Origin of the sequence: Streptomyces sp. NPDC057249, from assembly GCF_042669245.1 — a bacterium.
Classification (GTDB): domain Bacteria; phylum Actinomycetota; class Actinomycetes; order Streptomycetales; family Streptomycetaceae; genus Streptomyces.
On record NZ_JBHUXS010000006.1, the window covers coordinates 57,068 to 70,777 of the forward strand.

Annotated in this window: 10 protein-coding genes and 1 pseudogene; 8 read left to right on the forward strand and 3 right to left on the reverse strand. The window is 74.3% G+C overall.

The features are described 5' to 3' along the window. The first annotated feature begins 10 nt into the window (after positions 1-10). From ACFUJY_RS13100 to ACFUJY_RS13120, 5 genes are read left to right on the forward strand one after another with little or no spacing between them, the layout of a single operon-like run. Positions 11-1,015 (forward strand): cobalamin biosynthesis protein, encoded by a 1,005-nt coding sequence (locus ACFUJY_RS13100; RefSeq protein WP_383298175.1) that lies wholly within the window; start codon positions 11-13, stop codon positions 1,013-1,015. Then, the gene (locus tag ACFUJY_RS13105; protein WP_383298177.1) at positions 1,012-2,565 is read left to right on the forward strand and encodes a cobyric acid synthase; all 1,554 of its coding nucleotides are present in this window, start codon (positions 1,012-1,014) and stop codon (positions 2,563-2,565) included. Before ACFUJY_RS13100 ends, ACFUJY_RS13105 begins: the two co-directional genes overlap by 4 nt. Beyond that, a complete protein-coding gene (locus ACFUJY_RS13110; protein WP_383298179.1) occupies positions 2,562-4,583 on the forward strand; it encodes a putative cobaltochelatase in 2,022 nt (673 codons plus the stop codon). Before ACFUJY_RS13105 ends, ACFUJY_RS13110 begins: the two co-directional genes overlap by 4 nt. Continuing rightward, positions 4,583-5,182, forward strand: a complete 600-nt coding sequence (gene cobO, locus ACFUJY_RS13115; RefSeq protein WP_266537099.1) for a cob(I)yrinic acid a,c-diamide adenosyltransferase — start codon at positions 4,583-4,585, stop codon at positions 5,180-5,182. The genes ACFUJY_RS13110 and cobO overlap by 1 nt, the downstream gene beginning before the upstream one ends. Further along, on the forward strand, positions 5,176-6,621 hold the full coding sequence (locus ACFUJY_RS13120; RefSeq protein WP_383298182.1) for a cobyrinate a,c-diamide synthase: 1,446 nt from the start codon (positions 5,176-5,178) through the stop codon (positions 6,619-6,621). The genes cobO and ACFUJY_RS13120 overlap by 7 nt, the downstream gene beginning before the upstream one ends. A 14-nt stretch (positions 6,622-6,635) precedes the next feature. Here ACFUJY_RS13120 and ACFUJY_RS13125 read toward each other — a convergent pair whose 3' ends face one another. Further along, a complete protein-coding gene (locus ACFUJY_RS13125) occupies positions 6,636-7,358 on the reverse strand; it encodes a ZIP family metal transporter (protein WP_383298184.1) in 723 nt (240 codons plus the stop codon). 6 nt (positions 7,359-7,364) lie between these two features. On the opposite strand from ACFUJY_RS13125, the pseudogene cobC reads away from it, so the two are divergent. Next, positions 7,365-8,996: pseudogene (gene cobC / locus ACFUJY_RS13130) on the forward strand (Rv2231c family pyridoxal phosphate-dependent protein CobC). Positions 8,997-9,136: 140 nt separating this feature from the next. On the opposite strand, the gene ACFUJY_RS13135 reads toward cobC, so the two are convergent. Together ACFUJY_RS13135 and ACFUJY_RS13140 are read right to left on the reverse strand one after the other, a co-directional pair. Further along, entirely contained in the window at positions 9,137-10,195 is a 1,059-nt protein-coding gene (locus ACFUJY_RS13135) for an SCO1860 family LAETG-anchored protein (protein ID WP_383298186.1), read from the reverse strand. Between the two features lie 322 nt (positions 10,196-10,517). Further along, the gene (locus ACFUJY_RS13140; RefSeq protein ID WP_383298631.1) at positions 10,518-11,594 is read right to left on the reverse strand and encodes an amidohydrolase family protein; all 1,077 of its coding nucleotides are present in this window, start codon (positions 11,592-11,594) and stop codon (positions 10,518-10,520) included. Between the two features lie 157 nt (positions 11,595-11,751). On the opposite strand from ACFUJY_RS13140, the gene ACFUJY_RS13145 reads away from it, so the two are divergent. After that, complete coding sequence (locus ACFUJY_RS13145) at positions 11,752-12,858, forward strand: pyridoxal-phosphate-dependent aminotransferase family protein (RefSeq protein ID WP_383298188.1); 1,107 nt, start codon at positions 11,752-11,754, stop codon at positions 12,856-12,858. Positions 12,859-13,242: 384 nt separating this feature from the next. Continuing rightward, the gene (gene ectA / locus ACFUJY_RS13150; RefSeq protein ID WP_164404379.1) at positions 13,243-13,707 is read left to right on the forward strand and encodes a diaminobutyrate acetyltransferase; all 465 of its coding nucleotides are present in this window, start codon (positions 13,243-13,245) and stop codon (positions 13,705-13,707) included. Positions 13,708-13,710: the final 3 nt, after the last annotated feature.

Consider the following 13,710-nt stretch of genomic DNA (forward strand, 5'->3'; position numbering starts at 1 on the left):
CGGCTGAACCGTGCGTGCCGATCGCATCTACGCGTACGGCGCCACCGCCGGCCTGATCGCCGACCTGCTGCTCGGTGACCCCCGCAGGGGACACCCGGTCGCCGCCTTCGGGCGGGCCGCCGCGGCCGTCGAGGACCGGCTCTGGCGCGACCACCGCGGCCGGGGCGCCCTGCACACCCTGATCTGCGCCGGGGGCGCCGCCGGGAGCGCCGCGCTCGCCGCCCGTGCCCTGCGCCGCCGTCCCGCCGCCTCGGTGGCCCTGACCGCCGCCGCCACCTGGTCCGTCGTCGGCGGTACGTCGCTGGGACGCGAGGCCCGGGCCATCGGCTCGGCACTCGCCGCCGGCGACGTCGAGCTGGCCCGGGAGCGGCTGCCGCACCTGTGCGGGCGCGACCCGCAGGCGCTGGACGGCCCCCGGATCGCGCGCGCCGTCGTGGAGTCCGTCGCCGAGAACACCTCGGACGCCGTGGTCGGCGCCCTCGTCTGGGGCGCCCTCGCCGGCGTCCCCGGGCTCGTCGGCTTCCGCGCCGCCAACACGCTCGACGCGATGGTCGGCCACAAGTCGCCCCGCTACCTGCGGTACGGCTGGGCCTCCGCCCGCCTCGACGACCTCGCGGGCTGGCCCGGCGCCCGGCTGACCGCCCTGCTCGCGGTGGCCTCCGGCGGCCGTCCCCGGGAGGCGGTACGGGCCTGGCGGGCCGACGCCGCGAAGCACCCGAGCCCCAACGCGGGGCCCGTGGAGGCCGCGTTCGCCGGGGCGCTCGGCGTACGGCTGGGCGGGACCCTGGCGTACGGGGGGCGCGTCGAACACCGGCCGGTGCTCAACGGGGCGGCGGGCCGTGCCGTGGAGACCGGGGACATCGAGCGTGCCGTGCGGCTCTCGCGCCGGGTGGGCGTGCTCGCCCTCGGCGTCGGCGTGGCCGCCCGGCTGGGCGCGGGAGCGGTCGCACGCCGGTTCGCGGGACGGACCGGGGGACCTCAAGGACCTCGTACCTCTGGACGGAGAGCGATATGAGCGGCGGACTGCTGGTCGCCGGAACCACGTCGGACGCGGGCAAGAGCGTCGTCACGGCGGGCATCTGCCGCTGGCTGGTGCGCCGGGGCGTGAAGGTCGCCCCGTTCAAGGCGCAGAACATGTCGCTGAACTCCTTCGTCACCCGGGAGGGCGCCGAGATCGGCCGGGCGCAGGCGATGCAGGCCCAGGCGGCCCGCGTCGAGCCGACCGCCCTGATGAACCCGGTGCTGCTCAAGCCCGGCGGCGACCGCTCCAGCCAGGTCGTGCTGATGGGGCGGCCGGTCGGCGAGATGAGCGCCCGCGGCTACCACGGCGGACGGCAGGAACGGCTGCTGTCCACCGTCACGGACTGCCTGGAGCAGCTGCGGAGCACGTACGACGCGGTGATCTGCGAGGGCGCGGGGTCGCCCGCCGAGATCAACCTGCGGCGCACGGACATCGTGAACATGGGCATCGCCCGCGCCGCGCGCTTCCCGGTCGTGGTGGTCGGGGACATCGACCGGGGCGGGGTCTTCGCCTCGTTCTTCGGGACGACCGCGCTGCTCGCGCCCGAGGACCAGGAGCTGATCGCGGGGTACCTGGTCAACAAGTTCCGGGGCGACGTCTCGCTGCTTGAGCCGGGGCTCGACATGCTGCGCGGTCTGACGGGCCGTCCCACGTACGGGGTGCTGCCCTTCGCGCACGGGCTCGGCATCGACGAGGAGGACGGCCTCAGGGTGTCGCTGCGCGGGACCGTACGCGAGTCGGCGGTCGCCCCGCCGCACGGCGAGGACGTCCTGCGCGTCGCCGTGTGCGCGGTCCCGCTGATGTCGAACTTCACCGATGTGGACGCGCTGGCCGCCGAACCCGGTGTCGTCGTGCGGTTCGTGGACCGGGCGGAGGAGCTGGCCGACGCCGACCTCGTCATCGTGCCGGGCACCCGGGGCACCGTGAAGGCGCTCGCCTGGCTGCGCGAACGCGGGCTCGCCGACGCGCTGCGGCGGCGCGCCGCCGAGGGCCGGCCGGTGCTCGGGATCTGCGGCGGCTACCAGATCCTGGGCGAGCACATCGAGGACGAGGTCGAGTCGCGCGCCGGACGGGTCGACGCGCTCGGGCTGCTGCCGGTGCGGGTCCGCTTCGACCGCGAGAAGACCCTCGCCCGGCCGTCCGGCGAGGCGCTCGGTGAGCCCGTCGAGGGGTACGAGATCCACCACGGGGTCGCCGATGTGCGCGGCGGCGAACCGTTCCTGACGGACGGCCGGGGCACTCCGCTGGACGGCTGCCGGTCCGGGGCGGTGTGGGGGACGCACTGGCACGGTTCGCTGGAGAGCGACGCGTTCCGCCGCCGGTTCCTGACCGAGGTCGCCCGGATCGCGGGCCGCCGCTTCGTGCCCGCCCCGGACACCTGCTTCGCCGCGCTGCGCGAGGAACAGCTCGACCGCCTCGGCGACCTGATCGAGGAACACGCGGACACCGACGCGCTGTGGCGGCTCATCGAGTCGGGCGCGCCGTCCGGACTGCCGTTCATCCCGCCGGGAGCGCCCGCCATCCCCGTCAAGGAGGCCCTGTGAGTACGCCCTACCCCTTCACCGCCATCGTCGGCCAGGACGACCTGCGGCTCGGGCTGCTGCTCAACGCGGTCAGCCCGGCCGTGGGCGGGGTGCTGGTCCGTGGTGAGAAGGGCACCGCCAAGTCGACCGCCGTGCGCGCGCTGGCCGCGCTGATGCCGGAGGTCGCCGTCGTGCCGGGGTGCCGGTTCTCGTGCGACCCCGCCGCGCCCGATCCGGCGTGTCCGGACGGCCCGCACGAGGACGCGTCCGGCGTGTCGCGGGCGGCGCGGACCGTGGAGCTGCCGGTCGGCGCCTCCGAGGACCGGCTCGTGGGGGCGCTCGACATCGAACGGGCCCTCGCGGAGGGCGTGAAGGCGTTCGAACCGGGGCTGCTCGCGGACGCGCACCGCGGAATCCTGTACGTGGACGAGGTCAACCTCCTCCACGACCACTTGGTCGACCTGCTGCTGGACGCGGCGGCCATGGGTGCCTCGTACGTGGAGCGCGAGGGCGTCTCCGTACGGCATGCGGCGCGGTTCCTGCTCGTGGGCACGATGAACCCCGAAGAGGGCGAGTTGCGGCCCCAGTTGCTCGACCGGTTCGGGCTGACCGTCGAGGTCGCGGCGTCCCGCGAGACGGACCAGCGGGTGGAGGTGGTGCGGCGGCGGCTCGCGTACGAGGACGATCCGGCGGCCTTCGCGGCGCGCTGGGCCGCCGAGGAAGCGGAGTTGCGGGAACGGATCGCGGCCGCGCGGGCGCTGTTGCCCGACGTGGTGCTCGGCGACAAGGCGTTGCGGCAGATCGCGGCGACCTGCGCGGCCTTCGAGGTCGACGGGATGCGCGCGGACATCGTCATGGCCAGGACCGCGACCGCGCTGGCCGCGTGGGCGGGGCGCACCGACGTGGGCGCCGACGACGTCCGGCAGGCGGCGCTGCTCGCGCTCCCCCACCGGCGCCGGCGCAACCCCTTCGACGCGCCGGGGCTCGACGAGGACAAGCTGGACGACACGCTGGAGCGGAACGGCGGCGGGGACGACGAGCCGGAGCCGGACGGGCCCGGTGGCGGCGGTGACGGCGGGGGCGGCGGCGGGCTGCCGCCGCAGGGGGACGGGCCCGACACGCCGCCCGAGCCCGCCGGCGGGGCGGACGACGCGCCCGGGGCCCCCGTGCCGGGCCAGGGCGGTGAGCAGCAGCCCGTGACGGCCGGTGAGCCGTTCCGCACGAAGATGCTCAGCGTGCCCGGTCTCGGTGAGGGCGCGGCGGGGCGACGGTCCCGGGCGCGCACCGAGCAGGGGCGGACGACGGGGGCGCGGCGGCCCGAGGGTGCGCTGACGAAGCTGCATCTGGCCGCGACGGTCGTGGCCGCCGCCCCGCACCAGCGGGCGCGGGGCCGGTCCGGGCGGGGGCTCGTGGTGCGTCGGGACGATCTCCGGCAGGCGACGCGGGAGGGGCGCGAGGGCAATCTCGTGCTGTTCGTCGTGGACGCCTCCGGGTCGATGGCCGCCCGGCAGCGCATGGGCGCCGTGAAGGGCGCGGTGCTCTCCCTGCTGATGGACGCCTACCAGCGGCGCGACAAGGTCGGCCTGGTCACCTTCCGCGGCCGGGATGCGGAGGTGGCGCTGCCGCCGACCTCGTCGGTGGACGCGGCGGCGGCCCGGCTTGAGTCGCTGCCGACGGGCGGGCGCACCCCGGTGGCCGCCGGGCTGCTGAAGGCCCATGACGTGCTGCGGGTGGAGCGGCTGCGCGACCCGTCCCGGCGGGCCCTGCTGGTCGTGGTGACGGACGGCCGCGCGACCGGCGGACCGCAGCCCGTGGAGCTGGCCGCGCGGGCCGCCCGGCTGCACGCCGCCGAGGGCATCGCGTCGGTCGTCGTGGACTGCGAGACGGGCCCGGTACGGCTGGGACTCGCTGCGGGTCTCGCCACCGCTCTGGGCGGCACCGCCGTCACGCTGGACGAGCTGCGCGCCGAGTCGATCGCCGGGCTGGTCAAGGACGTCCGGGGCACGGGCCCCGGGCACACCGACAGGAGGGTCGCGTAATGCCGCAGGGACAGCCGGAGAGCGTGCCGGACGACGGACTCACCACCCGGCAGCGGCGCAACCGGCCGCTGCTGATGGTGCACACCGGCATCGGCAAGGGGAAGTCGACCGCGGCCTTCGGGCTCGCGCTGCGCGCCTGGAACCAGGGGTGGCCCATCGGGGTCTTCCAGTTCGTCAAGTCGGCGAAGTGGAAGGTCGGCGAGGAGAACGCGCTGAAGGTCCTCGGCGCGAGCGGCGAGGGCGGTCCCGTCGCCTGGCACAAGATGGGCGAGGGCTGGTCCTGGGTCCAGCGCGACGACCAGACGGACAACGAGGCGAAGGCCCGCGAGGGCTGGGAGCAGGTCAAGCGCGACCTGGCCGCCGAGACGTACCGGCTGTACGTGCTGGACGAGTTCGCCTACCCGCTGCACTGGGGGTGGATCGACACCGACGAGGTCGTCTCCGTCCTGCGCGACCGGCCCGGTACGCAGCACGTGGTGATCACCGGCCGCAACGCGCCCGCCGCGCTGCTGGACGCGGCGGACCTGGTGACGGACATGTCGAAGGTCAAGCACCCGATGGACGCCGGGCAGAAGGGCCAGAGGGGCATCGAGTGGTGAACATCCCCCGCCTGGTCGTCGCCGCGCCCTCGTCCGGGAGCGGCAAGACCACCGTCGCCACGGGGCTGATGGCCGCGTTCGCCGCGCGCGGGCTCGCGGTGTCCGGGCACAAGGTGGGCCCCGACTACATCGACCCCGGCTTCCACACGCTCGCGACGGGGCGCCCCGGGCGCAATCTCGACGCGTACATGTGCGGGCCGGAACTGATCGCCCCGCTGTTCGCGCATGGCGCGCGGGGGTGCGGGCTGGCCGTCGTCGAGGGCGTGATGGGGCTGTACGACGGGGCCTCGGGCCTCGGCGAACTGGCGTCCACCGCGCATGTGGCGAAGCTGCTGCGGGCGCCGGTGGTGCTCGTCGTGGACGCGTCCTCGCAGTCGCGGTCGGTGGCGGCGCTGGTGCACGGCTTCGCGTCCTGGGACGCGGAGGTGCGGATCGGCGGGGTGATCCTCAACAAGGTGGGGTCCGACCGGCACGAGGCGCTGCTGCGGGAGGCGTTGGAGGAGTCCGGGGTGCCGGTGCTGGGCGCCTTGCGGCGGGCGGAGGGGGTTGCTGTGCCGTCGCGGCATCTGGGGTTGGTGCCGGTGGCGGAGCGGCGCGCTGACGCGGTGGCCGCTGTCGCGGTGATGGCCGGGCAGGTTGCCGCGGGGTGTGATCTGGAGGGGTTGTCGGCGTTGGCGCGGTCGGCTCCGCCGTTGTCGGAGGCGGCTTGGGGAGCGGACGCGGCGGTGGAGGGCGCCTTCGGCGGGGCTGTTCCCCTCCCCGCCCCTTCCCGTAACCGGGGCTCTGCCCCGGACCCCGCTCCTCAAGCGCCGGAGGGGCTGGGTTCGGCCTCAGGTGTGAAGCCCGTCGTCGCCGTTGCCGGCGGGGCCGCCTTCACGTTCTCGTACGCCGAGAACACCGAGCTTCTCGCCGCTGCGGGGGCTGACGTCGTGACCTTCGATCCGCTACGGGACGAGGCGTTGCCGCTGGGGACCCGGGGCGTCGTCATCGGGGGCGGGTTCCCCGAGGTGTACGCCCCCGAGTTGTCGGCCAACGAGGCGTTGCGCAAGGCCGTGGCGGAGTTGGCGCTCTCGGGGGCGCCGGTGGCCGCCGAGTGTGCCGGGCTGCTGTATCTGGCGCGCTCCCTGGACGGGCTGCCGATGTGCGGGGTGCTCGACGCCGACGCGCGGATGACCAAGCGGCTGACGCTGGGGTACCGGGACGCCGTGGCGCTCACCGACAACGTGCTGGCGCCCGCCGGGGCGCGGATGCGGGGGCACGAGTTCCACCGGACCGTCATCGAGCCCGGTGCGGGCGACGAGCCCGCCTGGGGCATGCACCGGCCCGAGCGGCGCGTCGAGGGGTTCGTCCGGGGCAACGTGCACGCGAGCTATCTGCACACCCACTGGGCCGCTTCGCCCGGCACCGCCGCACGGTTCGTCGAGCGGTGCCGGGGGTGAACCCGGAGACCGGCTCACTGCGCGAGGCCCACCACCAGCCAGATGAAGCCCACCCCGGCCACCGTGCACAGCAGCGTGGAGCGGGCCGGGTGGTCGTGGTGGGCCTCGGGCAGGATCTCGGCGGCGGCGAGGTACAGCAGCGCGCCGCCGAAGAAGCCGAGATAGCAGCCGAGCAGTTCCTCCGGCAGGGTGAACAGCAGCGTGGTCGCCGCGCCGACGACGGGCGCCGCCGCGTCCGCGAAGAGCATCGTCAGGGCCTTGCGGCGGGCGTTCCCGTACAGGCTGGTGATCGTGTACGTGTTGAAGCCGTCCGCGAAGTCGTGCGTGATCACGGCGAGCGCGACCGCCGCCCCCATCCCGCCGCCGACCTGGAACGCCGCGCCGAGCGCCACCCCGTCCATCAGGCTGTGGCCGACCATCGCGGCAGCAGCCGTCAGCCCGACCTGCGGGACCCGCTCCTCGGCCGCCCCGTGTGCCGCCTGGCGCACCGCGAGCAGCCGCTCCACCAGGTGGGCGACGAGGAAGCCCCCGACGAACAGCAGCAGTGCCGCCGGGACGCCGAAGACGAGGCCGCCCGCCGCCTCCACCGCCTCGGGCAGCAGGTCCAGGCCGACCACGCCGAGCATCAGTCCGCCGGCCAGACCGAGGACCAGGTGGCGGCGGTCGCTGACGCGCTGGGCGACCCAGCCGCCCGCCAGGGTCATCAGGAACGCGCCGAGCGCGACGAACACCGCCATGGCCTCTTGCTAGCCGATGCACCCCGCCCCGCGCATCTCGGCGCGCTCGTCGTCGGGGTCGGCGCCTCCCGGGGCGTGCGCGCCGACGAAGTCACCGGGCTGGTTCTGGAGGTGCTGCGGGAGGCGGGGCTCACGGAGATCGCCGAGCTGGCCACCGTGACGGCGAAGGCCCGGGAGCCGGGGGTCGTGGCCGCCGCCGCCCGGCTCGGGGTCCCGCTGCGCGCGTACCCGGCGGACGTGCTCGCCCGGGTCCCCGTCCCGCACCCCTCCGGCGCGGCGCTCACCGCCCTCGGCACCCCCTCGGTGGCCGAGGCCGCCGCCCTCGTCGGCGGCGGTCAACTCCTCGTACCCAAAAGGAAGTCACGGCCGCACGACGGACGCCCGTCGATGGCCACCTGCGCGGTCGCGCGCCGGCCCGCCGGGAACGTTGCGTGCAGCGTCGGGACCGTTGCGTGAAACAGGGTGCGGGGCGCATAGTCATCCTGCCGGAGTCCACCCAGGCCACGGCGCACACCCCCACACCACACCCCCACCACGGCGGTCATGCACACTCCCACTGAGAGTCCCGACGCGACAGGCTCGGGCACCCACGATCTGCGTCACCACGGCGACGCCGAAGTACGCGGACGGGGCCGGGATCTGACCGATCTCGCCGTCAACGTACGGGCCGGCACCCCTCCGGCCTGGCTGAAGGAGCGCATAGCCGGCTCCCTGGGCACGCTCGCCGCTTACCCGGACGGGCGCGAGGCCCGCGAGGCCGTTGCCGCACGGCACGGACTGCCGCCCGACCGCGTCCTGCTGACGGCGGGCGCGGCGGAGGCGTTCGTCCTGATCGCCCGTGCGCTGCCCGCCCGGCGGCCGTACGTGGTGCACCCCCAGTTCACCGAGCCGGAGGCGGCGCTGCGCGCGGCCGGGCACGAGGTGGGGCGGGTGCTGCTGCGGGCCTCGGACGACTTCCGGCTCGACCCGGCGGAGGTTCCGGACGACGCGGACCTGGTGGTCGTCGGCAACCCGACCAACCCGACGTCCGTGCTCCATCCCGCCGCCGTCCTGGAACGCCTGGCGCGCCCCGGGCGGACCCTGGTGGTGGACGAGGCGTTCATGGACGCGGTGCCGGGCGAACGCGAGGCCCTGTGCGGGCGGACGGACGTCCCCGGGCTCGTCGTCCTGCGCAGCCTCACCAAGACCTGGGGGCTCGCCGGGCTCCGCATCGGTTACGTGGCGGCCGCCCCGGAGACGATCCGCACCCTGGCGGAGGCGCAGCCGCTGTGGCCGGTGTCGTCGCCCGCGCTGGCGGCGGCGGAGGCGTGCGTGGAGCCGCGGGCGCTGGCGGAGGCCGCCGGTGCGGCGGACCGGATCGCGGTGGACCGGGCCCATCTGGTGGCCGGGCTGCGGGAGTTCTCGGAGGTCCGGGTGGTGGAGCCGGCCGAGGGGCCGTTCGTGCTCGTCCGCCTCGACGGGGCCGCCGAGATAAGGGAACGGCTGCGGATGCTGGGGTTCGCGGCGCGGCGAGGAGATACGTTTCCGGGGCTCGGGGAGGGCTGGCTGCGGCTGGCGGTGCGCGACCGGACGACGACCAACCGCTTCCTCCAGGCGCTGGACCTGGCGCTCCAGGCGTTGACGGTGGCGGGGCGGTAGAGCGGAGAACCGGGGGCGAGCAGCGCTCCGATGAGGGGGCGGTGATCCGATGAGGGGACGGTGATCCGGCAGGTGAGCGGTGCTCCCCCCTCGGAGCACCGCTCACCCTCCCCTCCCCCGGGGTTCCTCCCCTCGGGCCGTCAGCCTCGGGCGCGGCGCCGGGTCAGGACCATGGCGCCCGCGCCGGCCGCCAGCAGCAGCGCGGCGCCGCCCGCGAGGTACGGGGTGCTGGAGCTGCTGCCCGTCTCGGCCAGGTCCGCGCCGGCGGCGGCCGGTGCCTGGTCCGTGCCCGTCTGGGTCTTCACGTCACCGCCGCCCCCGGTGGAGCCGGCCTCGTCACCACCGCCCCCCGTGGAGCCGCCGTTGCCGGAGCCGCCGTCCGTCGAACCGCCCCCGGTCGCGCCGCCGTTGTCGTTGCCCCCGTTATCACCGCCTCCGTTCCCGTTCCCGCCGTTGTCGCCGCCGCCCGGGTGGCCTCCGTGGCCCTTCGGGGTTTCGCAGGTCGCTTCCGCGAGCGTGACCTCGCCCTGGACGTCCGCGACGTTCAGCTCGCCCGGGTTGACCGACACCTTCAGCCGGAGCGCCACCGCCGCGGCCGTGCGCGAGGTGGTCTCCGTCTTGGACAGGTCGAGCGTCACCTCGCCGATCCCCGGCACCGCCACCCGCGTGGTGCCCCCGGCCGTGAGCGTGACGCGCTTGCCGAGCACCGACACGTGCCCGAGCACGTTGGACTCGGCGACCGGCCTGCTGCCCACCTCGCAGACCGCCTTCGAGGTGACCTTCTCGATCTCGACCAGCGGGAACACCGACAGGCCCGGCAGGCTGACCTTCGCCTGGGCCAGATTGCTGTGGCCGGCTGCCCGGTGCTTGTCGGCGGTGGCCTTCGCGGTGGCCACGTCCGCCTTGAGGACGCTGAACGGCTTTCCGCGGTTCACCCCGTCGAGCCGCACGCTGAGCGCGGTCTCCTCGGCGGTGCGCGGTGCCCGCACCTCGTTGAGCGTGACCTTCAACGGCACGTCGACCGTCTTGTCGAGGAGGGAGACGTCGAGTGCGGTGCGGAGCACGACCGCGCTCGCCTGCCCTTCACCGCCGGCCGTGGTGGTCGTCGCGGGGGCGGCATGGGCCGGGGCCGTGACCAGAAGGGCGACGGGAGCGGCGGCGACCGCCAGGGCGGCGAGGCGGAAGGTGTTGCTGTTCAAGATGGTGGAACCCCCACAGGAGACATGGAGCCACCGGCGCCGTCCAATGGGGGACATCGCGGGCACCGGTGGCCTCGACTCCGTGAATCTTTACGCACAGAGGGTGAACTTGCGGACACCTGAAGCCAGTTCACTCCAAAGGGGGGTTTCCGCGTCTGTATTCGAATATTCCGGCACGTGCGTTCCTCGGGTTCACCCGTTTCACTGAGTCCCAGGGCGTTTCGGACCGCGAGGAGGCGGCCCGTACCGTCGCCCTTCCGTATGCGCGGAGAGGGTTCAACGAGCGGGCCGCCCTCCGGTCACTGCTGGTCAACGTGGCGCGTCAGCCGATCACGCGTCCGTTCAGGACCACCCGGCGCGGCCCGGCCAGCACCCGCACGTCCTCCCGCGGGTCCTCGTCGTACACCACGAGGTCGGCCGGCGCCCCCTCCTCCAGGCCGGGCCTGCCGAGCCAGGCCCTCGCCCCCCAGGTCGTCGCGGACAGCGCCTCCAGGGCCGGGATGCCCGCCTTGACCAGCTCCGCGACCTCGTCGGCCACCAGGCCGTGCGCCAGGACCCCGCCCGCGTCGGTGCCGACGAAGACCGGCACCCCGGCGTCGTAGGCGGCGCGCACGGTGTCGTAACGGCGTTCGTGGAGCCGGCGCATATGGGCGGACCAGCGCGGGAACTTCGCCTCGCCGCTCTGCGCGAGCGAGGGGAAGGTGGCGATGTTGACCAGGGTGGGGACGATCGCCACACCGCGCTCGGCGAAGAGCGGAATGGTCTCCTCGGTGAGGCCCGTGGCGTGCTCGACGCAGTCGATCCCGGCCTCGACCAGGTCGCGCAGCGAGTCCTCCGCGAAGCAGTGCGCGGTGACGCGGGCGCCCAGCCGGTGCGCCTCCGCGATGGCCGCCCCGACCGCCTCGCGCGGCCAGAGCGCCGTCAGGTCGCCCACCTCGCGGTCGATCCAGTCGCCGACGAGCTTGACCCAGCCGTCGCCCCGGCGCGCCTCCCGGGCCACGTAGGGGACGAGCTCGTCGGGCTCGACCTCCCAGGCGTAGTTGCGGGTGTAGCGGCGGGGCCGGGCGATGTGCCGGCCGGCCCGGATGATCTTCGGCAGGTCCTCGCGGTCGTCGATCCACCGGGTGTCGGCGGGCGAGCCCGCGTCCCGCAGGAGCAGCGCCCCGGCCTCCCGGTCGTCCAGGGCCTGCTTCTCGCTGGTCGCGGCGTCGACGGCGCCGTGGTGGTCGAGCCCGACGTGGCAGTGGGCGTCGACCAGTCCGGGCAGGGCCCAGCCGGTGACGGTGACGGCGTCGTCCGCGCCGGGCGGCCGCTCGTAGGTGATCCGGCCCCCGACCGCCCAGAGCTCGTCCCTGACCTCGTCGGGTCCGACGAGCACCCGCCCCTTCACATGCAGCACCCGCGCTGCCCCGTGATCACTCATGCACAGCACTGTACGAGGGGCCCACCGCGTACGACATGCCCTGTCCCGGCCCGTCCGAGCGGTGCTGGGTACTCTCGAAGACGCCCGGTCAGCCGGCCGGAGCCCGCCGACAGACACCGAAGAGAGCACCGCCGTGACGCACCCCTTCCTCGACCTCGCTCCGCTGACCGCCGCGCACTTCGCGGCGATCGAGCGGCGGGTGGCCGGTCTGCTGGCCACTGAGCAGGACGTCGTCATCATGCAGGGCGAGGCGCTGCTGCCCCTGGAGGGCTGCATCCGGGGCGGCGCCCGGCCCGGTTCGACGGCGCTGAACGTCGTGACCGGCCCCTACGGGCAGACCTTCGGGAACTGGCTGCGCGACTGCGGGGCCGAGGTGGTGGACCTGGAGGTGCCGTTCCACACGGCCGTCACCGCGGAGCAGGTCGCCGAGGCGCTCGCCGCGCACCCGGAGATCGACTTCGTCTCCCTGGTCCACGCCGAGGCGGCGACCGGGAACACCAACCCGGTCGCGGAGATCGGCGAGGTGGTGCGGGCGCACGGCGCGCTGTTCATGCTGGACGCGGTCGCCTCGGTGGGCGCCGAGCCGCTGCTGCCGGACGCCTGGGGCGTGGACCTGTGCGTGATCGGGGCGCAGAAGGCGATGGGCGGCCCGGCCGGGGTCTCGGCGGTGTCGGTGAGCGCGCGGGCCTGGGAGCGGATCGCCGCCAACCCGCAGGCGCCGCGCCGGTCCTACCTGTCGGTCCTCGACTGGAAGGAGCGCTGGATCGACGGCGGCCGCAAGGCGCTGCTGCACGCCCCTGCCCAGCTGGAGATGCTGGCCCTGGAAGCGTGCGTGGAGCGGATCGAGGCGGAGGGCCTGGACGCGCTGATGGCCCGTCACGCGGCGGCCGCCGCGGCCACCCGGGCCGGTGCGGTGGCGCTGGGCGGCGGACTGACGCCCTACGTGCACGAGGCGCGGGACGCGGCGCCGGTGGCGACCACGCTGCGCGCGCCCGAGGGCGTGGACGCCTCCGGACTGGTCGCGCGGGCGCTCGCGGACGAGCCCTCGCTGCCGCTCATCGCGGGCGGGGGCGCGCTGGCCGAGGAGATGATCCGGGTCAATCACTACGGGGTGGATGCGACGCGGGGCGCGGTGCTCTCCTCGCTCGCGGCTCTGGGGTCGGCGCTGGCCGAAACCGGCCGGCAGGTCGATCTGGAGGCTGCCCGTAAGGCCGTTTCGGAAACCTGGCCCAGCGCATAAAAACACGTCCGGCGAACAATGCGGGGAGCTGCCTGAATCAGAGCAGCTCCCCGCATTCTTATGCCCGCTTATCTCCGGGCTAAACACCCCAGTTATCAAGCTGTTCCCAGAGGCCATTCCGCTTGTGTGTGGAGAGAGTTATGGGCTTGTGACCGACTCCACACAGTCGGAGATTTGCCCGAAAAATACCGGACAGAACACCAGAAAAGGAAGGCGGTTCGCGCCGGTGCGCGCACCCGCCTGATAACACAGGCGGGTGCCTCACCCAACCCCTTGCGTCGATGCAATTTAGAAATTTGCTGGGTAAATTCAAATGCCATGACCGCCGCACCAGCAGATTTTGCAAGTGCCCGAAGCGAATTCCTTACGATCGACACGCCACGAGTGGAGGACGGAGCCGCGATCTGGCGTATCGCCCGCGACTCCGAGGTCCTGGACCTCAACTCCTCGTACAGCTACCTGCTGTGGTGTCGTGACTTCGCGGCGACCTCCGTGGTCGCCCGTGACGAGACCGGCTCCCCGGTCGCCTTCGTGACGGGGTACATCAGGCCGGACCGTCCCGAGACGCTCGTCGTCTGGCAGGTGGCCGTCGACCACGGCCACCGCGGTACGGGTCTGGCGGCGAAGCTGCTGGACTCCCTGACCGCGCGGGTCGCCGCCGAACAGGGCCTGGCCTCGGTCGAGACGACCGTCACCCCCGACAACACCGCGTCGGACCGCCTGTTCACCTCCTACGCGCGGCGCCACGACGTGGCCCTGGAGCGCGAGGTGCTCTTCGACGGCGGACTGTTCCCCGAAGGCACCCACCTGCCGGAAGTGCTGTACCGCATCGGCCCGTTCCACGCCTGAGCG